The 21,920-nt window shown below is 50.7% G+C and carries 28 protein-coding genes and 1 pseudogene; 21 read left to right on the top strand and 8 right to left on the bottom strand.

Annotated features, from left to right (window positions below):
* The first annotated feature begins 18 nt into the window (after positions 1 to 18).
* The 4 genes from BN6628_RS23620 to BN6628_RS23605 all read left to right on the top strand — a co-directional run bounded on the left by BN6628_RS23620 (position 19) and on the right by BN6628_RS23605 (position 2,057).
* Entirely contained in the window at positions 19 to 177 is a 159-nt protein-coding gene (locus tag BN6628_RS23620) for a FeoB-associated Cys-rich membrane protein (protein WP_068621164.1), read from the top strand.
* A 233-nt stretch (positions 178 to 410) separates the two neighbouring features.
* A complete protein-coding gene (locus BN6628_RS23615) occupies positions 411 to 1,145 on the top strand; it encodes a Bax inhibitor-1/YccA family protein (RefSeq protein WP_068621162.1) in 735 nt (244 codons plus the stop codon).
* Positions 1,146 to 1,262: 117 nt separating this feature from the next.
* Entirely contained in the window at positions 1,263 to 1,610 is a 348-nt protein-coding gene (locus BN6628_RS23610; RefSeq protein WP_068621161.1) for an ASCH domain-containing protein, read from the top strand.
* 6 nt (positions 1,611 to 1,616) lie between these two features.
* The gene (locus tag BN6628_RS23605) at positions 1,617 to 2,057 is read left to right on the top strand and encodes a DUF2269 family protein (RefSeq protein WP_068621159.1); all 441 of its coding nucleotides are present in this window, start codon (positions 1,617 to 1,619) and stop codon (positions 2,055 to 2,057) included.
* A gap of 31 nt (positions 2,058 to 2,088) precedes the next feature.
* Here BN6628_RS23605 and BN6628_RS23600 read toward each other — a convergent pair whose 3' ends face one another.
* Together BN6628_RS23600 and BN6628_RS27005 are read right to left on the bottom strand one after the other, a co-directional pair.
* Positions 2,089 to 2,979: a TIGR01777 family oxidoreductase gene (locus tag BN6628_RS23600; protein WP_068621157.1), complete on the bottom strand. Its 891-nt coding sequence runs from the start codon at positions 2,977 to 2,979 to the stop codon at positions 2,089 to 2,091.
* Between the two features lie 289 nt (positions 2,980 to 3,268).
* Entirely contained in the window at positions 3,269 to 3,490 is a 222-nt protein-coding gene (locus BN6628_RS27005; protein WP_068621155.1) for an SMI1/KNR4 family protein, read from the bottom strand.
* Positions 3,491 to 3,609: 119 nt separating this feature from the next.
* On the opposite strand from BN6628_RS27005, the gene BN6628_RS23590 reads away from it, so the two are divergent.
* On the top strand, positions 3,610 to 3,978 hold the full coding sequence (locus BN6628_RS23590) for a DUF423 domain-containing protein (protein WP_068622598.1): 369 nt from the start codon (positions 3,610 to 3,612) through the stop codon (positions 3,976 to 3,978).
* Between the two features lie 92 nt (positions 3,979 to 4,070).
* Here the strand turns inward: BN6628_RS23590 and BN6628_RS23585 are convergent, their stop codons facing one another.
* Positions 4,071 to 4,517, bottom strand: a complete 447-nt coding sequence (locus BN6628_RS23585) for a DUF4362 domain-containing protein (protein WP_068621153.1) — start codon at positions 4,515 to 4,517, stop codon at positions 4,071 to 4,073.
* Positions 4,518 to 4,791: 274 nt separating this feature from the next.
* On the opposite strand from BN6628_RS23585, the gene BN6628_RS23580 reads away from it, so the two are divergent.
* The 6 genes and pseudogenes from BN6628_RS23580 to BN6628_RS23560 all read left to right on the top strand — a co-directional run bounded on the left by BN6628_RS23580 (position 4,792) and on the right by BN6628_RS23560 (position 9,731).
* On the top strand, positions 4,792 to 5,730 hold the full coding sequence (locus BN6628_RS23580; protein WP_068621151.1) for a ketopantoate reductase family protein: 939 nt from the start codon (positions 4,792 to 4,794) through the stop codon (positions 5,728 to 5,730).
* A 453-nt stretch (positions 5,731 to 6,183) separates the two neighbouring features.
* Positions 6,184 to 7,263, top strand: a complete 1,080-nt coding sequence (rlmN, locus tag BN6628_RS23575) for a dual-specificity RNA methyltransferase RlmN (RefSeq protein ID WP_068621149.1) — start codon at positions 6,184 to 6,186, stop codon at positions 7,261 to 7,263.
* Between the two features lie 211 nt (positions 7,264 to 7,474).
* Complete coding sequence (locus BN6628_RS23570) at positions 7,475 to 8,452, top strand: helix-turn-helix transcriptional regulator (RefSeq protein WP_068622596.1); 978 nt, start codon at positions 7,475 to 7,477, stop codon at positions 8,450 to 8,452.
* A gap of 29 nt (positions 8,453 to 8,481) precedes the next feature.
* Positions 8,482 to 8,973 (top strand): GyrI-like domain-containing protein, encoded by a 492-nt coding sequence (locus BN6628_RS23565; RefSeq protein WP_068621147.1) that lies wholly within the window; start codon positions 8,482 to 8,484, stop codon positions 8,971 to 8,973.
* Positions 8,974 to 9,162: 189 nt separating this feature from the next.
* Positions 9,163 to 9,255 (top strand): annotated as a pseudogene (locus BN6628_RS26250) (oxidoreductase); the annotation flags it as partial.
* 44 nt (positions 9,256 to 9,299) lie between these two features.
* Positions 9,300 to 9,731 carry a MarR family winged helix-turn-helix transcriptional regulator gene (locus BN6628_RS23560; RefSeq protein ID WP_068621145.1) on the top strand — a complete coding sequence of 144 codons (432 nt, stop codon included), beginning with the start codon at positions 9,300 to 9,302 and terminating at the stop codon, positions 9,729 to 9,731.
* Positions 9,732 to 9,936: 205 nt separating this feature from the next.
* Here BN6628_RS23560 and BN6628_RS23555 read toward each other — a convergent pair whose 3' ends face one another.
* Positions 9,937 to 11,163 (bottom strand): MFS transporter, encoded by a 1,227-nt coding sequence (locus BN6628_RS23555; protein WP_068621142.1) that lies wholly within the window; start codon positions 11,161 to 11,163, stop codon positions 9,937 to 9,939.
* 126 nt (positions 11,164 to 11,289) lie between these two features.
* On the opposite strand from BN6628_RS23555, the gene BN6628_RS23550 reads away from it, so the two are divergent.
* The gene (locus BN6628_RS23550) at positions 11,290 to 11,655 is read left to right on the top strand and encodes a winged helix-turn-helix transcriptional regulator (RefSeq protein ID WP_068621140.1); all 366 of its coding nucleotides are present in this window, start codon (positions 11,290 to 11,292) and stop codon (positions 11,653 to 11,655) included.
* 78 nt (positions 11,656 to 11,733) lie between these two features.
* Here the strand turns inward: BN6628_RS23550 and BN6628_RS23545 are convergent, their stop codons facing one another.
* From BN6628_RS23545 to BN6628_RS23535, 3 genes are all read right to left on the bottom strand, one after another.
* Positions 11,734 to 12,228, bottom strand: a complete 495-nt coding sequence (locus BN6628_RS23545; RefSeq protein ID WP_068621138.1) for a ferritin-like domain-containing protein — start codon at positions 12,226 to 12,228, stop codon at positions 11,734 to 11,736.
* A gap of 215 nt (positions 12,229 to 12,443) precedes the next feature.
* Entirely contained in the window at positions 12,444 to 12,626 is a 183-nt protein-coding gene (locus tag BN6628_RS23540; protein ID WP_068621136.1) for a DUF2524 domain-containing protein, read from the bottom strand.
* 72 nt (positions 12,627 to 12,698) lie between these two features.
* Positions 12,699 to 13,139: a hypothetical protein gene (locus BN6628_RS23535; RefSeq protein WP_068621134.1), complete on the bottom strand. Its 441-nt coding sequence runs from the start codon at positions 13,137 to 13,139 to the stop codon at positions 12,699 to 12,701.
* A 291-nt stretch (positions 13,140 to 13,430) separates the two neighbouring features.
* Between BN6628_RS23535 and BN6628_RS23530 the strand changes: the two genes are divergently transcribed.
* The 8 genes from BN6628_RS23530 (at position 13,431) to BN6628_RS23495 (ending at position 20,125) form a co-directional block, all read left to right on the top strand.
* Positions 13,431 to 14,153, top strand: a complete 723-nt coding sequence (locus BN6628_RS23530; RefSeq protein WP_068621132.1) for a response regulator transcription factor — start codon at positions 13,431 to 13,433, stop codon at positions 14,151 to 14,153.
* Positions 14,150 to 15,184 (top strand): sensor histidine kinase, encoded by a 1,035-nt coding sequence (locus tag BN6628_RS23525; RefSeq protein WP_068621130.1) that lies wholly within the window; start codon positions 14,150 to 14,152, stop codon positions 15,182 to 15,184. The genes BN6628_RS23530 and BN6628_RS23525 overlap by 4 nt, the downstream gene beginning before the upstream one ends.
* Positions 15,185 to 15,295: 111 nt before the next feature.
* Positions 15,296 to 16,213, top strand: coding sequence for an ABC transporter ATP-binding protein (locus BN6628_RS23520; protein WP_068621128.1), 918 nt, complete (start codon positions 15,296 to 15,298; stop codon positions 16,211 to 16,213).
* Entirely contained in the window at positions 16,206 to 16,943 is a 738-nt protein-coding gene (locus BN6628_RS23515) for an ABC transporter permease (RefSeq protein WP_068621126.1), read from the top strand. Before BN6628_RS23520 ends, BN6628_RS23515 begins: the two co-directional genes overlap by 8 nt.
* A 57-nt stretch (positions 16,944 to 17,000) precedes the next feature.
* Positions 17,001 to 17,828, top strand: a complete 828-nt coding sequence (locus BN6628_RS23510; RefSeq protein WP_068622594.1) for an undecaprenyl-diphosphate phosphatase — start codon at positions 17,001 to 17,003, stop codon at positions 17,826 to 17,828.
* Positions 17,829 to 18,029: 201 nt separating this feature from the next.
* Positions 18,030 to 18,752: an RNA polymerase sigma factor gene (locus BN6628_RS23505; RefSeq protein WP_068621124.1), complete on the top strand. Its 723-nt coding sequence runs from the start codon at positions 18,030 to 18,032 to the stop codon at positions 18,750 to 18,752.
* A gap of 69 nt (positions 18,753 to 18,821) precedes the next feature.
* Positions 18,822 to 19,229 carry a VOC family protein gene (locus BN6628_RS23500; protein ID WP_235847692.1) on the top strand — a complete coding sequence of 136 codons (408 nt, stop codon included), beginning with the start codon at positions 18,822 to 18,824 and terminating at the stop codon, positions 19,227 to 19,229.
* Between the two features lie 134 nt (positions 19,230 to 19,363).
* Complete coding sequence (locus tag BN6628_RS23495) at positions 19,364 to 20,125, top strand: uracil-DNA glycosylase family protein (protein WP_068621120.1); 762 nt, start codon at positions 19,364 to 19,366, stop codon at positions 20,123 to 20,125.
* Here the strand turns inward: BN6628_RS23495 and BN6628_RS23490 are convergent.
* On the bottom strand, positions 20,122 to 20,700 hold the full coding sequence (locus BN6628_RS23490) for an NAD(P)H-dependent oxidoreductase (RefSeq protein ID WP_068621118.1): 579 nt from the start codon (positions 20,698 to 20,700) through the stop codon (positions 20,122 to 20,124). The two genes, BN6628_RS23495 and BN6628_RS23490, sit on opposite strands and share 4 nt — an antisense overlap.
* A 197-nt stretch (positions 20,701 to 20,897) precedes the next feature.
* Between BN6628_RS23490 and BN6628_RS23485 the strand changes: the two genes are divergently transcribed.
* Positions 20,898 to 21,920, top strand: coding sequence for an AraC family transcriptional regulator (locus BN6628_RS23485; RefSeq protein ID WP_162272667.1), 1,023 nt, complete (start codon positions 20,898 to 20,900; stop codon positions 21,918 to 21,920).

Raw genomic sequence — 21,920 nt, 5'->3', positions numbered from 1 at the left:
GTGTTAAGGAGTGGTATTATGATCGCCAGTATTGTTATTGGTGTCGCGATCTTCGGGTATGCGGGCTGGACGCTGACCTCATATATCCGTAAGACCAAGAAGGGGAAGTGTGCGAGCTGCTCGTTGGCCAAGTCTTGTGAGTCGGCCTGCAGCGATGTGGCTTCTATGTCTAAATAATAAGCGGTTCGAGTAATGGGAACCGTGATACGGATTAATAAAGATAAGCCGGCTGCGGAGTGCAGCCGGCTTTCATTTTGCTAAGAAGCTGGGGCTCCTTCTACGAGATCGCCTTCATATCCCCGCAAAAGCTGAATACATATGAAGCATGTCTGACAAGGTTTAGGAATATCCTGGGATTAGGGCTTGGGTTATGGTAGAATTGAGACAAATTAACTAAGAGGTGATCTTTGTTGGTAGGACGCAGCGGTAATCCCACATTAAATGACAAAGTATTTGAAAGGCATTATTCCGATCAGCATCAGATGACGATTGACGGCACGGTGAACAAGACGTTCATCACCCTGGTCATTCTGCTCGGAGCTGCCTTTGCAACCTGGTCCATGTATTTTAAAGGGCAGGAAGTTATTCCTTACGCGGTTGGCGGAGCACTTGTTGCCGTAGTATTGGGGCTGGTTGTCAGCTTTGTGCCTAAAGCGGCTCCTTATCTCGTGCCGATTTATGCTCTGGCTGAAGGCATGTTCCTAGGCGCGTTGTCTGCTATGTATGAGACGAGATTCAATGGCATTACAATGCAGGCCGCACTGCTTACCATGGGTGTGTTCGTAGCGCTGCTGGTGGCCTATAAGACTAAGCTGATTAAGGCAACGGAGAACTTCAAGCTGGGTGTCGTAGCTGCAACGGGTGGAGTATTCCTGGTATATCTGATCAGCTTCATTCTAGGCATGTTTGGCATAACCGTACCTTATCTGCATGATAATTCACTGGTGGGAATCGGGATTTCCATTGTCATTGTAATTATTGCTGCCCTGAATCTTGTGCTGGATTTCGATTTTATTGAGACAGGCGCGGAGCAGGGTGCTCCGAAGTACATGGAGTGGTACGGCGCTTTTGGTCTGATGGTGACGCTCGTATGGCTGTATGTGGAAATGCTTCGTCTTCTTTCGAAAATCTTCAGCCGCGACTAAAGCATAATTATTCTAAGCTTAAGGTCATCCTTCACGGGATGGCCTTATTCTTGTATGCGGGAGCTTCCATTATGTGTTACATTGGGGTATGAATTTATTTTCAAGGAGGTTATGTAGATGGAGAATAAGAATCATAACGAACTTCCCGCTAAAACCTGCACCATTGAACGCTTGATCACCAACCTGTCTGATATTGACAAGGTGCTTGCCGGACGGAAAACCGCGACCCGCCGCAACGGCCGTTATGCCGATGTGGGTGAGATTATGACACTTCAAGGACAGAGGTTTGTTGTGAATAAGGTATATTCTCAAACACTGGGCGAGCTGACGGACGAGCATGCTGTTCAAGAAGGATTCCCCAATGTGGAGGAATATAAAAATTCAATTCTGTCTTATCATCCGGGGATGCCTTGGCTCCCGCAGATGCGGGTATGGGTGCATGAGTTCAGTCCGGTTCAGGAGTAGCTCAGCGTGATTCTTTTATATAAATTCCTGTTATATATTCATATTCTAAGCGCGATAGCATCTATCGGGCCGTTCTTTGTTCTCATCTTCCTGGTCCGGCGGATAAGAACCGCACAACCCGTGGAGCTTAATGCTTATCTGATAGCTTTCAAGTCGGCCATCCGTCTGGTTAAGCATATGGGTCATGTGCTGGTGGTGTCCGGGATTCTTGTGGCCTATGCGGCAGGGTATCCCTGGAATACCTCGTGGATTGTAGCCACGGTGCTGATTATGGCCAGCTCCATTGTGTTCCTGGCCCGCGCATTCTCGCCGAAGCTTCGGAAGTTCGCCGATCCTGCTTCAGATAAAGAGGACCTGGTGCGCAGGCTGACCCGTTCGGTATGGATCTATCTCGCCTTGTTGTTGATCATGCTGTGGTTAATGGTGGCTAAACCCCATTTGTGGTAGGGGTTAGCCGCTTTTTTGCGTTTTTGATTCACTATCTTTGCAAAATATCTCCAAGAGCGCTCTCCAGGCTGTTGAACTTAAATGTGAAGCCTTCACGGGTAAGCCGCTCCGGAATCACCCATCGGCTCTTTAGAATGAGTTCTGTCTCGGTGCTTAGAGCCAGAGCGCCGATCTCCAGCATCCACTTGGCTGCTGGAAGCCCAAAGCTGCGGTGCATGGCTGTGCGAAGTCCGCTCATGAGCTCCCGGTTGGTTACCGGGCCCGGGGATGAGCAGTTGAAGACCCCGGCAAGATCCTCTCTTTCTTTTAGAAAAACAATGATTCGGAACAAATCCTCTACATGAATCCAGCTAAATTTCTGGCTGCCGGGGCCCTGCACACCGCCGAGTCCAAAGCGGACCAGGTTCTGGTAAGGCGTCATTACGCCTCCATGTTTGCCAAGGACGATTGCGATTCGCAGAGCGGCTTGTCTGGTCTTCGGAAGCTTGAAAGAGAAAAAGGCAGCCTCCCAGGCTTTTGCGACCTCAACGGAGAAGCCTGTGCCGATCTCTCCGCTCTCCTCCGTCATGGGACGGTCCTCCGCATGTCTATAGATGGTTGCTGTACTGGAGTTGATCCACAGCGGAGGTGGATTGGAACAGGACGATAGAGCTCTGCCCAAAATTTCAGTCGTTTCTGTCCTGGAATTCAGAATAGCTTCCCTGTTTTTACGGGTGTAGCGGCAGTTGACGGATTTGCCGGCCAGGTTAATCAGCAGCTCCGAGTCTTCCAAGGCAGCAAGAATTCCTACTCTATCCTCCCAAGGGATGTGTCCCGGTTGTCTGGAGATCATTTGTATCTCATATCCAAGCTCGTGGAACCTTTGGTTGAGGTATTGGCCGATGAAGCCGGTCCCGCCTGCAATGACAATCTTTCTGCTCATACACCCACCCCGTCCTAGTGATGTAATGGATTGATTTCTAAGCACATTCTACCATAATGTTACAGACTGATTTCGCTTAAAAGAAACAGAAGGGCTGCCCAATGGCACCTTTCTAGTTTATTAACTATTAAATCCAGGTAACAGCCATTCTTTGACTTTAAGTTCCGGTTCATCAATTGTTCTATACAGCATTAATGGGGTCCAGTCCCAGAAGCTGTTGCCATTAGCCATAATTAGAGCATTTAGCCATTCTGTGAAATTCATGAATAGGAAATTGAAATCCGGGCTATCAAATAACTTTCCCGTTGTGAATCTTCAGAAATGATCTATACTCACTGGGCAATTTCACTTGATGCTTCTCTTTGAATGTTTTGATTTGGTGTTCCGAAGCTGGATCAGAAAATTCAAATGGGGCTAAGTATACAGTTTCATCGACCTGCACCTCTAATGATCCATCACTTTTTCTTCTTTGGTCTAATCCTTCCAGAAGTAACTTAATCTCATGATCCATGGAAAATGAGGTTTTAATTCAAAGGGAAGTAGAGACCCCCTCCCGATCTGATCAAGATTAGCTCAAATTGACGGCTGCCCCTGCACCGGGTAATATCTGTCTTGGAGGTGGTGATGGACATGAATACGCTGCTGATGCTTGGCGGAATTATGATGTTTCTGGGTGTTGCCTTGGGGGCCTTCGGAGCTCATGCGCTGAAGGAGAAGCTGGCCGAAGACCAAATGAAGGTATATCAGACCGGGATTCAGTATCATTTGATTCACGGAATAGGATTAGTGCTGCTTGGACTGCTTGCGGGTCAGACTGGGGATTCGTCCAAGGTGCTTCTGGCCGGATGGTTCCTGTTTGCGGGAATTATTCTGTTCTCGGGCAGCTTGTATGCATTAAGTCTGTCAGGTATCCGGAAGCTGGGCGCGATTACGCCGCTTGGTGGGCTTGCTTTCCTGGCGGGATGGGCGATTCTAGTTGCCACGGCAATCCAAGGATAGCCGATGTACAATTGTACTATAAAGACCATCCAATTGTGGTAATTTCGGATGGTCTTTTTTCATTCGGAGGGGTCTGGAGTAATGACGGCCACTTATTCTTTGTACATACGAAAAAGAAAGTAGCTCATTTCCGAATCATTTTTTGTACACCCACTAATTTTATAGTCTATTTCACCGTTAGTGTTCTCCTCACTCGACACATTAGAGCATGTATCCATCCGGATGCCTTTGTCGGTTCCACCAAATTTATCATTTGAATTATCATAGGTATAATTAATGGTCTTGCCGTCAAACCTCAAATCCTTATATATCGGGTCACCTTCATCGGTATAACCCGTTATTCGGATCGTATCTGCTTTCTTGCTTCTAAGATTAGTTATGAAACGCTCAAATTTATCAAGGTTATAGATTTTGTTTAGATAAACAACATCGCCTTTATCAATTGCTTCCTGGAAAGAATACGATTGACTGCTATTAGAGCAGCCGAATACTCCTGCGAGCAAGGATAGTGAGACTAATAGAATAATGATTTTGTTCATCGCTCTCCCCCTTTAACATACAAAATTATCCTTATTCTTCACGGACGTTCCTTAAACAAAAAGGTTTCAGCGATGAGGGGAGCTTTCTAATAACGCTTGCAGACTTTTTATCAATCTTTTGTCTTAAGGGGTATAGTGTGGTCCTGTCAGCCTTAGAACCCTGGGATGCTCCGTCTGAGGAAGTATTTGGAAATCCGGCCGTGGGGCAATAGAAAGACCGACTTCTGCAAGCTAAGATACATACATAAGAAACTTTAGTATGGAGGCGGCTTAAGTGCGGATATTGATTGTGGGCGCCGGGGTGATCGGCACGCTGTACGGCTGGGCGTTGAAGGAAGCAGGGCATGAGGTGATCCACTGGGTGCGGGAAGGCAAAGGCAGTAGATACAATAACGGTGTGAGGCTGGACGTGCTTGACGAGCGGAAGCATTACCCAAAGAGCAATATTACGTCTTACGTGATCCACTGTGTGGAGCAGGTAGATAAGGGGGAGCCATTCGACCTGATTATGGTGCCTACGAACTCTTACCAGACCGGGCAGGCGCTTGGAAAAATATTGACCTTATCAACCAACGCGCCAGTACTCATCCTGTCTGCGAATTGGAGAGGGGAGCAGGAGATCCAGAAGTATTTGCCTAAAGACCGGTATATTCTCGGTTATCCGGATGGAGGTGGCACATTCAAGGGAGATCATCTGTGGGTGAATTTGGGCGGGGAGATGCATGTGGCTGAAGTGGACGCTGCCCGGTTGAAGGTCCTGAGCAAGCTCTTTGGGGATGCGGGAATCCGGCTGGATGTGCAGCCCCAGATGCTGCAATGGCTGTGGCTGCATAACGCCATGAGCGTAGCGATCTGGGCAGGGTTTGCGAAATATAAGGATGTGAACTTATTCCTGAAGGACAGCAAGCTGTTGAAGCAAAGCTTTCTGGCCACCCAAGAGTGCCTGGATTTATGCCGTCTGCGGGGAGTAAATGTACAGGAATTTCCCGAGACTAAGACGTTCACCTATCCTTACTGGCTGTTCGTAATTATGATCCGCATTCTGTACAAGTATAACAAAAGCATGCAGCGCTTCACCGCCCATGCCGCTGAAAGCCTGGAGGAGCTGCGTGATAACTTCCACGCTGTTATAGAAACGGCGGATCAACTGGGCGCGGCGGTTCCAAACCTGCGGTTGCTTACTCCTTATATCGAGGGAGGCTCCCATCGGTAAGAGAGCCTGCTTGTGTATCCAGAACTGGCACAACTTTCGATTCCGTTCGCGCTCCCGTTTCCCGTTGGATATACGAGAATCCCTTCAGCACGCTGATAGGGTTCTTTTTGCTTGCCTATATAAAACGAACTTTAAAAATCAACCGATCACAGCTTCGATCCCGAGTGATTCTGAAGAAGCGGAGCGTCCGCCTTTGTCTCCGAAATGCCCCTATTTGGATATCTAGTTCAAGCAATTCGGAGGCAACAGCGGCCTTAAAGAACACTCGGCATCGCAGCGCCCCATAAGGGTAACCTTCATAAGTTCATTTTATATAAGAGAACTTTTGCCGGAAATAATGCCCTAACCCTTGTGTTCGCAAAAAAAGTCTGGGACAATAATAGCAGGCTGCTTGCAGCCGCTGTCACTACGCAGGAAACAACTTTTAACGTTTGCAGAAAGAGGATAACAATAATGAATAAAGTAACGATATATGGTTTGACGTTCGAACAGCTGACCGCTTGGCTGGAAGAGCGCGGACACCGTAAGTTCCGGGCTTCCCAGGTCTGGGATTGGCTTTACGTGAAGCGGGTGACCGACTTCGCCGAGATGACCGATGTGAACCCGGATTGCATTAAGCTGCTGGAGGAGCACTTCGTGATTCAGACGCTGATAGAGCACGTGAAGCAGGAGTCTAAGGATGGAACGGTCAAGTTTCTGTTCAGACTTGAGGATGGAAATCTGATTGAAACGGTATTGATGCGTCACAAATTTGGGCTGTCTGTCTGTGTGACAACCCAGGTGGGCTGCAATATTGGCTGCAGCTTTTGCGCGAGCGGCCTTCTGAAGAAGAGCCGGGACTTGTCCGGTGGCGAAATTGTGGAACAGATCATGAAGGCTCAGCTGTATTTGGATGCGGCCGGCCAGGGTGATCGGGTGAGCCACATTGTGGTCATGGGCATTGGGGAGCCGTTCGATAACTTTACGAATATGGTGAACTTCATCCAGGTGGTTAAGGATCAGAAGGGGCTGGCGATTGCGGCCAGACACATCACGGTGTCTACCAGCGGCCTTGCGGACAAAATTAAAGAATTCGCGGATACCGACCTTCGTGTGAACTTGGCGATCTCACTTCATGCGCCGAATGATGCGATCCGTTCCCGGATCATGAAGATCAACCGGGCGATTCCGATCGCGAAGCTGATGGAAGCCATCGACTACTACCTAGAGCGGACGAACCGAAGAATTACACTTGAGTACATTATGCTGAAGGATGTTAACGACCAGCATGAGCATGCGCTTGAGCTTGCCGAACTGATCGGTGACCGCCGCAGTCTGGCGAACGTGAATCTGATCCCGTATAACCCGGTGGATGAGCACAGCCAGTACCAGCGGCCGGAACGGGAGACGATCCGGGCATTCTACGATTCGCTGAAAAAGCAGAACGTAAGTGTGAGCGTCCGTCTGGAGCACGGAACGGATATTGATGCGGCCTGCGGACAGCTGAGAAGCAAGCAGATCAAGAAAGATCAGGATCCGGTTGCTGCAAGGTAAAATATGAGTTCATGGTAGGCACATCCTTACATAGGATGTGCCTTTTTGCATATTGAATGTACTTTCATAAATGTGTCAGACATAACCTCATTCATCAGATTAGGAATAGTGAACCCCTTTCTTAATGAGATATAATGACAGGAAAAAGCAGGAGCTCAAACTTCGGCAAAGCCGGAGAGATTTCTTGGATAGTGAGGGTGAATTCAAATCAATGAGAATAGACCGATTATTGGCCATGACGGTGCTGCTGCTGAGCCGGGGGCGGGTCAGCGCGGCAGAGCTGGCTGAACGCTTTGAGGTATCGACCAAGACCATCTACCGGGACATGGAAACCCTCAATCAGGCGGGTATTCCGATTGTGGCCCATCAAGGCTCCACCGGCGGATTTGAGATTATGCAGCAGTATACGATCCATCGCCAGTTTCTGACGCTGGATGAGATTACCTCGGTTGTAGCCGCTGTCAAAGGAATTGGCACCGTTCTGGACGATCGGGCAATGGGCAACCTGCTTGGCAAAGTACAATCGATGCTGTCCAAGCAGGACATTCGTGAAACCGAGCAAAAGGGGGCGCGGTTTGTCTTTGATTTTAACCCTTGGGGCCAAGGGGTCGGGGCGAGAGCGAAATTCGATATGCTTAGACAGGCAGCCGAGGAATCGCGCCTGATTCAATTCCGCTACAGCAGCATAAATGGGAAGGAGACCGAGCGGGTGGCCGAGCCCTTAACTCTGATTTTGAAAGGCCCTCTATGGTATTTGTATGGATACTGCAGGCTTCGGGAGGAATTTCGGGTATTCCGGCTGACCCGGATGCAGGATATCCGTGTTATAAGCGAGACGGTTCCCCGCCGCCCGGCACCGGAGCTGAAGGAGCAGTTCCGGTGGGAGCCGCAGTGGTCAGGGGGGAAGGCTCAGCATGTGGTGATCCATTTCTCGCCAAAGGTTCGCTACAGGGTTCTTGATGTATTTGATCCGACCTCGGTAGAGATCCTCAAGGACGGTTCCCTTAAAGTCAGCTGCCCTTATCTGATTGATGATTGGTTTTATGGACTGATGCTCAGCTTCGGAGCTGATGCCCGGATTGAGCAGCCTGCAGAGGCTGCCGCCGAAATTCGCAGAAGGGCAGAGAAAATTACCGCACTCTACACGGAATCCGGACATACTGATGTCCTAGTTCACCCTGTACAATGAGGCCATACTACGGAAAAGGGGAACATACCATGAACAACAACTCATACATTCAACAACCTGGATTTAAGCTGAGCGGCGTCAGCGTACGGACAACCAATGAACGGGAGATGGGACCCGATGGTTATCTTCCAAAGCTGTGGGAAACCTACTTCAGCAGTCCGCTGCCGGGAGAAGCCGCTGCGAGAGGTGACCGTAAGCTTTATGCGCTCTATACCGATTATGAGAGCGATGCCTCTGGAGCATACACGGTTCTGATCGGGCATGAAGCATTGGAAGCAGGGGATTCCGTTGGAGAGGCAACAGGCCTGGAGCAGGCAAGTGTTCCCGCAGCCAAGTACAAGGTATTTACCACAGCGAAAGGACCTGTCTACCAAGTGGTTGCCCAAGCCTGGGGAGAGATATGGGCTTACTTCGGGCAATCGGAAGAACAGCGGACCTACACGGGGGACTTAGAGCTTTATGATACCCGGAACTTTAATCCAGAGGAGACGGTGGTTCAAATATATATTGCCATTAAATAGAGCATATTATGCTGTGAACCATCTGATACCAAAGCCTGCTGTAGTTGTCAGCGGGCTGTTTGCTGTTTATACAGCGACAACGGAAATAGCTAAAGGAGTAAATTAACAGATACAGTAGCTATTATCACCGGAGTATGTCAATTGCTGCTAAAATTCTGCTCTGCCGACTGGGCAACTGGAGAGCGATATGGCCGTATAGCTGTATTCCTGGCAAGCGAGGATTCGGATTACATTACGGGACAGACTATTATAGTTGACGGTGAAGCAGCAAAACTAAGATAATTTAGGTATGCCTATAATATACCCGTATCATGAAGGAGAACGTTTTGGAAAAGACCGATATTTTTAAGCTGATACATGCAGCAGAGCTGTTCACGAACGAGGCAATTATAAGGTGGATGAAGTCCTTCCCTCATAATATCGGGATTTCACCGATTATTGTACTGAGCGAGCTAAAGCATAAGGGGCCGCAGAAGCAAACGGTTCTGGCGAAGAAGCTGGGCTATACCCCAGGAGCTATGACCAATATTGCAAATCGCCTGATCAAGCTGGGGCTTGCCGAACGTAAGTACAACGAGAATGACCGCCGTAATGTATTGCTGGCTGTTACCGATCAGGGTCTTACTATCCTTAGGGAGGCTCAGTTGAAGGGACAGGAGCTGAGGGCCAAGATGTTCCAGGTATTGAGCGAGGAGGAAATCCAGCAGTACCTGGCTATTCAAGAGAAGTTAATCAAGAATTTCGAAAATCTGGATTAGTAGGCCACCCAGGGCGCCCTATTAGCCACTTGGTTATTGCTGATTTTAATACCGGAGGGGCTAAAGCGGCCTTCAACGCATTTATGTCACAGGTCAGCACCGAGAGCTAAGTCAGAGCCAGCCCTATCACATCCCGGGTATGACTCTTTTTCCAAATATAATAACAAACCCTCTGTTCAGTCCCATAAACAGAGGGTTTTTGACGTTATAGCGCTTGTTGTTTGTAGGCAGCAGCTGGGTAATCGGTTTTTAAGTGGTCTTTGCGTTCCAGTGAACGGCTCACCCCAGTCAAAAGGACGGCTGCCAGTGCCATCAACGCCCCAAACCAAGTGGTATGAATTAGTCCGAGCTTGTCAGTAACGAGGCCGCCCAGATAAGCCCCCAAGGCAATCCCGGCATTGAAGGCGGCAATATTCATGGCGGATGCAACATCCACCGCCTTCGGTACGAACCGCTCAGCCAGCGTAAGCACATAAATTTGCAGGCCGGGCACATTCATGAAGGCGAACAGCCCCATCAAGATGATAGTGATCAGTCCTGCTGTTTTAAATGGCGCGGTGAACATCAGGATGAACAGAATCAGGGCCTGGGCGATGAACATATAGAACAGGGCGGTTATTGGGTTGCGGTTGGCGGCTTTGCCGCCAATGATATTACCGGCCGCTATCGCAATTCCATAGACGAGCAGCAGGAGGGCTACGGTCTCCTCCCCGAATCCGGTAATTTCATGAAGCAGCGGAGACAGGTAGGTAAATACGACAAACGTTCCGCCGTAGCCAAGCGCAGTAATGGCAAAGGCCAGCAGCAGCCTGCCGTTGGTCACCAGCTTGACTTGCTCGCGGGCCGGGGTGCGGACACCTTTGCGAAGCCCGGCTGGTACAAGAAGGACGTTGGCAAGGAAAGCGAGAACCCCAACCACGGCAATGGCCAGGAAGGCGGCGCGCCAGCCAAGCTGCTGTCCAACCCATGTCCCCAGCGGCACACCGGTCACAGTGGCAATCGTCAGGCCGGAGAACATCATGGAGATGGCGCTTGCCCTCCGGTTCTCGGGGACAAGATCGGCGGCCAGTGTGGAGCCAATGGACATGAAGACTCCGTGGGCCAGCGCCGAGACAATCCGCGCAACCAGCAGTACCGCGATAGTTCCGGACCAAGCAGCCAAGCTGTTGCCTGCAATAAACACAATCATGATCCACATGAGCAGGGTTTTGCGCGGCACGCCCGAGGTGAGGGAGGTTAGTACAGGCGCACCGAACGTGACTCCCAAGGCATACAAGGTAACTGTCAGTCCTGCCAGAGTTACAGATATATGAAGATCACTCGCGATCAAAGGGAGCAGTCCAACACTGATGAACTCGGTTGTCCCAATGGCAAAAGCGCTGATTGCCAATGCCAGCAGGGCTAAGGTGCTTCTTTTTTTATCTAAAGACATTTCGTCCACTCCTAACGTATAGTAATTGCCATCAGGCAAATGTTATTATGGGTGAACTGGATCGAATTGAATAGTACGCACTTTTTAGTGCTATAGTTACTAGAAAGTAACCATAAGGAGGAGCCCATGGAAACGAGCAAAAAATATAATATATCAGTTGAAGCGACTCTGGAGGTGATCGGAGGCAAGTGGAAGTGTGTGATTCTATGCCATCTCACTCATGGCAAGAAGCGGACCAGCGAGCTTAAGCACCTTATGCCGGGCATCACGCAGAAGATGCTGACCCAGCAGCTTAGGGAGCTTGAACGTGACGGGATTGTCAACCGGATTAGTTATAACGAGGTTCCACCCAGAGTCGAGTATGAGCTAAGCGAATACGGATGGAGTCTCAAGGGTATTCTCGATTCCTTGTGCGCCTGGGGAGAGAGGCACATTATCAAGGAATACGGGGACAAGTCCGCAGTGCTGGCTGACAGTATCCTGAATCGATAATTTAAAGCCTAAACAGCAGAATCAGCCCCTGTCCACTTTAGGACAGGGGCTGATTCTGCTCCGGGCTATAAGAGCAGTCTACTTATTCTTGGCATACAGCCAGTTATAATAACCGGCATGTTTGATTTCATCCGTCATAATCTCAAAGATCCAATCGCGGTATTCAGGCTGAATATGGAGGTAGATGGTACGGTATTTCTCGAACGCGCGGAGTTCCCCCAGCAGCGCCTTTTCGAGACCTTCCAAATACGTCTCCGGCAGCTGCTCCAGCGGCTCCTCCTTGGGTGTGGGGGCGGTTCCGGTAAGACGGGTATACAGCTCCCTGAACATCCGGTTGTGCTTGCGCTCATCATCGCGGATACCTTTGATGACCTCCTTCTGCTGCTCATCTGGAGCCATCTTGATGAGAAAATCATAGAACAACTCATCATTGCGCTCACCTTGAATGGACTGAAGAATCAGGTTCAGCACTATGTCTTCGTTTCTATACCACGGTGTGAAGGATGGAGCGGCAAATGCCGTATAGGAGGGTGTACAGCCAGGCCTCAAAGCTCCATAGGGAAGGTAATACATGAGTCTACCACCTTTCTGGAATGGACTCCTTAGTAAGGGGTCCCTTATCATGGAATAGGATATTCGCCTAAGGGGAAGATGGTGCATTGGGAGAGAAACTCGAGTCCTGGGCTGATCGCAGAAACAAGAAAAACGCAAAAAATAACCCCTTCACCGTAAGTCTCCGCTGATGAGGGGTCATTTGCGCGGCATGTTGGGCTCAAATGCCGGGACGGCTAGTGATTAATACCGCATTTGTTCATAATGAACGAAATCTGATTCTCAAGCCGGTTGATCGTCTCCTCTTGTTCCTTGGTGCCCGCTCCTTGTGCACGCAGGGAGGCAAGCTCCTGCTTCAGTTGGTGTAGGTCATCCCCAGCACTTGCACAGTTATAATCGCTCTCTAGATTCTGGTTCATAAGAAATCCTCCATTTTCAAGCCTGTGTACCTTCCTATTATGGAGAATTTAGCTGGACTTATTCGTGGCAGGTTAGAAGCAGGCAAACGAGGTGATGGCCCTGAGATCCACGCCGAAAAACCTCCAGCCTATCCCAAAGAAGAAGCGAAAGCCGGACACCGAGGTACGTCCGACAAAGATCGGATAGAACCAGTATTGATCCCCGTTACGCTGCCAGATATACGTGTTGCGGAACAGGCAGCCGGCGATGGCAAACGGGTCTACCGCAAAGGACGAAATTTGAGGTGTGAAAGAAGGCGGAGGAGAAGAGGGCGGCTGCACGCCTCCTGGCCCTAGCGCGCCTGGTGGCGGGGGAACTTGCGAACCTGGAGGCTGGAGCGGACCCTGTCCCGGATTGAACGGGCCAAATGGACCTCCTTGTGAGGGCGTAAAGGGATTTGACGGTGCAAGCGGATTGCTGCTTCCAAAGGGACCTTGTGGATTAAAAGGACCTTGGGACGGATTAATAGCCATGCGAACTTCACTCCTTCAATTTTAACTGGGCTAATGTAATGTATGTAGGTAGATGCCCGTTTGGCTGGGCGGATGCACATAAAACTTTCATAAGTGGCAATATTTGCGAAGAGATTAGCGGGGGAGTAAAGCCTTCTTGGCATCTCCGTCTGCTTCCTAAATGTTGCCCGCCGGTTGATTAAGAAGGTACACTGGAACAAGCCGGATTCCACGCGGATTCCGCACAATTGGGCCTGCATGGTTGTGCCAGGCTGCAGTAATTTAACTTATGGGAGATAAGCAGGTGAAGCCATGGAAGAGATTCGTATCTTGATCGCGGACGATGAGCCAGAAATCCGTAATCTATTGAGAACGTATCTGGAGCGGGAGCAGTATCGGGTCGACACGGCGGCTGGCGGTTCTGAAGCGCTTCAATTATTCGCTATACATACCTATCAGCTAATCGTGCTTGATCTTATGATGCCAGGGGTGGACGGGATCGAAGTCTGCCGAAGGGTCAGAGAGCAATCCAACGTCCCTATTGTCATGCTGACCGCGAAGGATCTTGAACTGGATAAAGTGCTGGGGCTCAGCATGGGGGCGGATGATTATATTACCAAGCCCTTCAGCACCCAAGAGGTGGTGGCGAGAATCAAAGCCCAGCTCAGGCGTTATGTGGTATTGGGCGGCAGCTCGGGTACGGACGGTTCTCAGCAGCCGGAGAGAAGCAGGCTTTCTTTTGCCAACATCGTTATTGATTTGAAAAAATACACCGTGACCAAAGCGGGAGAACCCATCTCTCTGACCGCCAAGGAATTCGAGCTGCTTAAGTTCTTCGCCACACACCCTGAACAGGTGTTCACGAAGACCCAGCTCTTCCGTCAGGTCTGGAGCCATGACTACATCGAGGACGATAACACTGTCATGGTGCATATCCGGCGGCTTCGCAAGAAAATTGAGGAGGACCCGTCAAATCCGAAGTACATCCAGACCGTATGGGGGATCGGTTACAGATTTATGGGGGACGAAGCATGAAAAAGGACTTGATGGTATATCTTCTCCTGCTTCAAGGCGGAGGACTTCTAGCGATCCTGCTGTTCTTTTTTCTTGATCCCTCGATGATGGGCCCGTTTGCCACCGGAGTGTTATCCGCTGTGCTGCTGGGAATTACCGTTATCCTGCTCGTCAACCGGTGCCGTTTAAGCACCCGGCTGGAGAGGATGCAGGCGGACCTGCGGCGGGCAGCTCAGGGAAGCCTGAATGCCCGGCTGCTCACGAACGGGGAGCCGCTGCTGGATGAGCTGGTCTACGCGATTAATGGGTTGATCACCCAGCTAGCTGATCAGCAGATATACACAGTCCGGTCAGAGGCCCAGCGCAAGCGCCTGCTTACGAATATTTCCCATGATATCCGCACTCCGTTAACTTCAATTATCGGATACATCGATGCCTTGAAGGATCAGATTCCGGTGTCAGAGGAGGAGCGTCAGGAATATGTTCAGGTGATTTCACGGAAGGCGGGAGCCTTGAAGGGGCTCATTGATGAGATATTTCATATGGCCAAGCTGGATGCGGATGAGGTCCCACTTAAGCCCGAGCTGATTGATCTTGCTGAGCTGGCCCGTGAGGCCGTCATCGAATTTCTGCCGGAGCTCAGACAGCTGCAGGTGGAACTGGAGGCCAGTATCCCGGAGGGGGCCTGCGTCATCTATGCCGACCCTCTGAGCATGCAGCGTGTTATCCGGAATCTGATCAAGAATGCCCTGCAGTATGGCAAGAGCGGAGGGGTTCTGGGCGTGACGCTGACGGCAGCGCCGCAAGAGATCAGGCTAAGCATATGGGATCGGGGACCGGGGATTTCCCCGGAGGATCTGCCTCATCTATTCGAGCGGCTGTACCGGGTGGACCGCTCAAGAAACCGGGCCTCGGGCGGCAGCGGGCTGGGGCTGTCGATTGCCAAGGCGCTGGTGGAGAAGAACGGCGGGCAGATTGCCCTTGAGAGTGAGCCGGGGCGGATGACGGCGGTACATCTTTCTTTTCCGGTGGGGCGCAGGTCAGGCAGTTAAGAGTTATTTAAGAATTCGTTAAGAGGTATTTAAATAGAGCCGCTTATACTGAGAACACAAACCTAAAGATGATAGAGATATGGTTTGGGAAGCAGGAGGCAGCAGAGAAATATGAATGCGGTTATCAAGACAACAAATCTGACTAAAGCTTACGGGAAACACAACGCAGTAGATCGTCTGCAAATGAACGTATTGGAGGGCCAAATTTATGGCTTCCTCGGGCAGAACGGGGCCGGGAAGACAACAACGATCCGCATGCTTCTGGGTCTGATCCAGCCCACGGAAGGTCAGATTGAGATTTTCGGGGAACTGCTGCGCAAGCGGCAGAGGGACATTCTCCGCAGGGTCGGATCGATTGTGGAGTTCTCGGGGTTCTATGGCAATTTGACCGCCAAGGAGAACCTGATGATCAATGCAAAGTTGATGGGTGTGCATACAAGGAACGCGGTCATGGAGGCGCTCGAAATAGCTGGACTCGAGCAGGAGTCGGGGAAGCTTGTCGGCAAGTATTCGCTCGGGATGAAGCAGCGTTTGGGCATTGCCAGAGCGATTCTTCACCATCCCGAGCTGCTTATTCTGGATGAGCCTACGAACGGGCTTGATCCCGTGGGAATTGCAGAGATCCGCAGACTTATACAGACGCTGGCGGTGGAACGGAAGGTCACGATCCTGATTTCGAGCCACATTCTTCATGAAATCGAGCTGTTGGCTGAACGGATCGGTATTATTCACGAGGGCAAGCTGCTTGAAGAAGTGGATATGGATACCTTGAAATCACGAAACCGCAAATACGTGGAGTTCCAGGTGTCGAATCCAAATTCCGCCGCCATGCTGATAGAGCAGTATGGAATCAACAGTTATGAGGTGCTGAACGAGGGAATTATCCGCCTCTATACTCATCTGGGAGAGCAGGGCAGGCTGAACCGGTTGTTCGTGGAGCATGGAATCGAGGTCTCCCGGATTGCCGAGAGCGAGACTCAGCTGGAGGATTATTTTGTCCGGCTTACAGGAGGTGTGCCTTATGTATAATCTGATCTGGACGGAGCTGCTGAAGCTAAAGCGCGCCAAAATGTTCCTGGTCAGCCTGATCGGGGCGTCCGCCGCTCCCATCATGATGTTCATTGGGTTTCAGGCCACCCTTGCCGAGAAACCGGCTGAGCGAATCACATTTGAGTCATCATTCTATAACACGAATCTTTATGTTCTCGTACTGCTCGGGGTGCTGTTGTACGGCATTATTACCTCCTATTTGTTCTACCAGGAGTATGCGGAGGATACACTGAAGAGTCTCTTGACCATACCCGTATCCAGGGTCAGTCTGATTCTCAGCAAGATGGTGATGCTCTTCATCTGGATTCTCGTGCTTACGCTGACTGCATGGGGACTGACCTTGATTCTCGGATTAATCGGAGGATTTGAGGACCTGAGCGCGCAGCTTCTGCTGCGGACGCTGATTCAATATATCGTAGGCGGCACGCTGCTGTTCTTGTTATCGACACCAACGATTTTTATTACGCTCATATATAAAAACTATATGCCTACGATGATCTTCTCCGCGATCATTACAATGGGCAATGTGGCTTTGGCCAACTCCAAGCACCGGGTGTTGTTCCCTTGGTCGGCCGCCCACTCGATCGCCAATCAGGAATTTGTCCCGGATTATCCGCCGCTCTATTCGTATGTGTCTGTATTAGGTACTGCGTTGCTGGGTCTGGCAATAGTCCTGATCTATTTTAGAAGAACGGATATTGATTCATAGATTCTCCGTTAAGGACTGCTCTTTGAATACGGAAATGGAATTGGAGTGTGAGATTTGTTGAATTTATGGGAAGCATTTGTGGCCCTGATTCTTGGGCTTGTTGAAGGGTTGACTGAGTTTGCACCGGTATCGTCCACGGGACACATGATTATTGTGGATGATTTCCTGTTTCAGACGAAGAACATGTTCTCGCCGGAGGTTGCTGTCACCTTTAAGATCGTGATTCAGCTTGGCTCGATTCTGGCGGTTGTCATATTAATGTGGGACCGTTTCATGAATTTGCTTGGTCTGAAGAAGATTCCCGGCCAGACTCAAGGCGGGCCGCGCCTGAATCTTGGCCAGGTCATTGTAGCCATGATTCCTGCAGGCGTACTCTACCTGCTGTTTGACGATCTGGTAGACAAATATTTGTTCTCTACGCAGACCGTTGTTATCGGTCTGGTACTCGGGGCGCTTCTGATGATAGCGGCAGACCGTTTCGGCCCGAAGAATCCCAAGGTGGTGTCCGTAGATCAGATTACGTACAAGCAGGCATTTTTTGTAGGTCTGTTTCAATGCCTGTCCATGTGGCCAGGATTCTCGCGTTCAGGCTCGACCATATCAGGTGGGGTCCTGGTGGGGATGAAGCACCGGGCCGCAGCCGACTTTACTTTCATCATGGCAGTTCCGATTATGGCCGCAGTAAGTTTCTTCTCCCTGCTGAAGAACTGGGAGGCCATTACACCCGCGGTAATTCCTTTCCTCATCGTAGGCTTTGTCAGCGCCTTTGTGTTTGCATGGATCTCAATCCGGTTCTTCCTGAAGCTGATCAACCGGATCAAGCTGGTTCCATTTGCGATTTATCGAATTGTGCTTGCCGCCGTCATCTATTTTGTATTTTTGTAGCAAACGGATGATTCTCTAATTGCTCTGTCTGTATACGTTTGGTGATAATACCCTGCGGGAGTTCTCTCTGCAGGGTGTTTACGCTGTAACCGCTTGAGCAATCGCCGGTCTTGCCAGGGGTAGCCTATCTGCTTGCCTATGGTCTGGAAGAATCCTGCTATAGTGATATAATCAGGGAAAAGCTTGCGCTGGAGGACGGAAATGATGCCGGATAACACCCTCTTGGACTTTGAACCTTATACGGCCGGTCTAAGGCTGTATTGCCTTTCGCTTGCCCGTAATGAGTGGGATGCTGAGGATCTGATGCAGGAAGTGCTTGCCAGAGTATACCTGGCAATTAGACAATCCCCCGCAAGGCAGTTGAGCCAGGCCTATTTATACCGGACCGCGCGAAACGTCTGGATCGATCAGTACCGCAAAATGTCCCGGAGACCGGTTATAGCCTCGCAGGCTATAGAAGACAGTCACCTTTCTTCAGGTGAAGACCAGGGAGAACTTCGTCTCAGAGAGCATTTGGAACAGCTGGCCCACCTCCTGAATCCCAGGCAGTTGGTCCTGATCTTGATGCTGGACGTATTCATGTTTACCGCTCAGGAGACCGCGGTCCACCTGCACTCTACAACCGGTGCTGTAAAGGAGGGAGTAAAGCGGGCACGTCAGCGTCTGCGGAGCCTGGCTGCCGCATCAAGAGACGGGCTGCCTCCGGAACAGGGATCTTACGACTCGGGGAAGCTGAGTCCGCAGGTGTTCGAGCAGTTTCTGGAGGGGTTTCGCACAGGCAACCCAAGGCTGATCTGCCGGGCGTATCTGACCCTCGCCCGTCATGGCGTACGGGTGGAGAAGGCGGAGCGTAGAGAGGAGCTGCACTTCAACTTTCGGGACCCGAATGGCCATCTGATTGGTTTTTTTCAAAAAATGGGCTAGCCCCCCGTTTCCTTTTGCCGCGTTATGACGTTTATAAAAGATATCCAATAATGAGGAGTGGGAATGAAGATGGCTGTCAAAAATTTTGCTGTAATCCAGCTGCCGGTCAAAGACCTGGAGGCTTCCGTGAAATGGTACCAGGATATCCTAGGCATTCCATTCACTTTCGAATTCACGCCGGGGGATGATGAAGCCTGGCTGAATGTGGGGGGAGTCGGACTCGGATTAATCCGCAGTCCGCAGGTGCCGTGCTTTGATTTCCAGAACATGAAGGGGCAGAACCAGACCCTGCTGTCCTTGCAGGTTGATAATATCCATGAAATACATAAGGAAATTCGGAGCAAGGGTGTAGAGGTCAGCGAAATTACTTATAAGAAAGGCGGCGGTTACAGCTTCACTTTCCGTGATCCGGACGGGCACCTGTCCAATCTGTGGGGAGGATGGCCTTCTGAAGAGGATGAGAAAGCCCACACATAATGTCTTTAGACAGTTTTGTGGCCGATGGGCAGCAGTTAACGAAGCTCTCTGTATAGAGGGCTTTTTGATTTTGGTGGAAAGTGGGCAGCATGTGGAAGTGAGGGAATGTATACGACACGCTGAGAGGAGGAACGATGGTGCTTATTTCCGGCAGACTGAAGGCATACAAGTCCGCAATCCGGGCCCTCCCATCCTCTAGACGGTTAACTCCCACGGACCTTCTAACTCCGGACTTTCTGATGGAGCAGAGCGGGCCGATCCAAATGTACTATGCGCCGCATAATGAGTATTTGAATGCCTCAGCCTCCGTGGTAATCACTGGAATTACACCGGGCTGGACCCAGATGCGGGCCGCATACGAATCAGCCGCTGCAAGCTTGGCCGAAGGGCTCGGGGACGAAGAGGTCTGTATGAAATCGAAGAAAGCGGCCAGCTTCGCCGGCCCGATGCGGAACAATCTGATTAACATGCTGGATGAGCTTGGGCTTCAGACAGCTCTAAAGCTCCCGACCTGCAGGGAGCTGTTCGGGCAGGAGAGAACGCGGCTTCATACCACTTCACTTCTGCGCTTCCCCGTATTTGTCCATGGAAAGAACTATACGGGCGCAAGTCCTGCTCTGCTATCCCATGCCTTATTAAGGAATAGGGGGCTTGGTTTTATCCGGGAGGAGCTTGCGCTGCTGGATCAGAAGGCCTTGATCATTCCACTGGGGAAGGCGGTGGAACAGGCTATGCGGGCAGCCCAGAAGGAGGGCTGGCTTGAGGGACGGCACATTTTGTGGGGCTTCCCTCACCCCTCCGGGGCAAACGGGCATAGAGTCAGCCAGTTCCGGGCTAATTTTGAGCAAATGAGGGCGGCGGTTCACGGGTTGTTCAGATCGCCCTATCACCGTTAAGCCAGCCGTGCCCCGAGACGCTGTGCTTCTTTCAGCCAGCCCTGCCGCAGCGATTCTGACGAGGTCTTTACCGGACCAATCTCCGTTATTCGCACGGGTGCAATCCCGCAGAACCCCAAAATGCTTCGCTTCATGATATGGTGCCCTGCCTGCTTCAAGATCCACCTGTAATACCAATGGGGAGTATCCATGGTGACGATCAGCCGTGCGGTTCTGCCGCCAAGCAGCTTTTTCTGCAGTAGGGAATTCGGCTCTGTCTTATAAGAGTAACCTGGGAGGAAAGTACGGTCGAAGAAGCCCTTCATGATGGCAGGCATGGTCCCCCACCAGGTGGGATAGACAAAGACCAGGTGCTCCGCCCACTTCATTGTATCCTGGGCTGCGAGAAGATCCTCCTCCAGCTCCATGCGCTTGCTGTAACCATACATTAAGTTGGGATTGAAGTTCAGCTTGCCGAGCTCGATGGTCCGTACCTCTGCTCCGCTGCTGCGGGCTCCTTCCACATAAGCGTCCATTAATCCTTGGCACAAGCTGCCAGGGTATGGGTGTCCGTTAATAACCGCGATTCTTTTCATATTTCTGTTCCTCCTCTGGGGTCTCAGCCTGCTTGGCTCATGGATTGCGCTGAATCCGTTCCACGGTTCATGCTAGAATAGGTTTATAGATGTAATTTTAATGTTTAAAATCCTGATCATATATGATCAAAGGCGTCATAAACCTGTTGATAAGCGCAAGTGGAGGTGTAACAGCTATGCCCAGCCGGGGAATATCAGTGGCTTTCTTAATTCCTATGATGAGGGGACTTCTGCGAAAAGGTTATGACTGGGCTGATTTCTGCACGGTTGCTTCAGTGGATATGAACATGCTCCAGGATGTGGAAAGCAGGCTGCCTGAAGAGGAATTTACACGGATCGTCACGGAGGCAGCCCGCTACACGGGAGACGAGCTATTCGGGCTTCATCAGGGACAGGAAGTAACCCTCTCCGATCTTGGGGTGCTTGGTTATGTGATGATGCATTCGAAGACGATCGGGGAGGCCCTGACCACATATCAAAAATATAATATGCTTGCATGCGGCGGTTATAACGCCGCCTATCAGATGGACGGGGAGGATATCGTGATTCGTCTCTACGCTGTCAACCCGGCCGTTGCTCTCTCCAGGCATTGTATAGAAGACATGGCCAGTTCCCTTTGTTACGCCATGAAGGGACTGGCTGGCAAGCAGATTGGGCCCAAAGAGGTCGCCTTCTGTCATGAACCAGGTCAGAACATTAACGAGTATGCCCATGTCTTCGGAGTAATGCCCAAGTTCAGGCAGGAGCAGAATATACTGCGAATGAGTCAAGATATCTGGGATTATCCGGTTCTTAGCTCAGATTCCCGTCTTAAAGGGGTATTTGAGGCCATAGCGGAGGAGGCCAAGCACCGTTTGATCCAAGGCGCGAAGCTTACGGATAAGCTGTATCACTGGATCATTGAAAGTATGCCGGCCCGGTTCCCCTCCTTGCAGGAGGCGGCCATGGCTATCCGGATGAGCGCAAGAAGCCTTCAGGCGAAGCTTAAGCAGGAGGGGACCTCATATAACCGGCTGGCGAACCGGGTTAGGAGGGAGCTCGCCCTTGGTTACCTGGCCAATCCCGAATACAATATGGCTGAGATCGCCTATCTGCTGCATTTTTCGGAGCCCAGCGCTTTTCAGAGCACGTTCAAAAAGTGGATGGGGATGTCGCCGGGTCAGTACCGGCTTATGCTTAAGGAAAGGGCCAGCTCTGGGGAGGTATTGGCCAGCAGCTGA

It is taken from the genome of Paenibacillus tuaregi (assembly GCF_900086655.1).
Classification (GTDB): Bacteria; Bacillota; Bacilli; order Paenibacillales; family Paenibacillaceae; genus Fontibacillus; species Fontibacillus tuaregi.
This window is presented reverse-complemented; position numbering and strand designations above follow the sequence as displayed.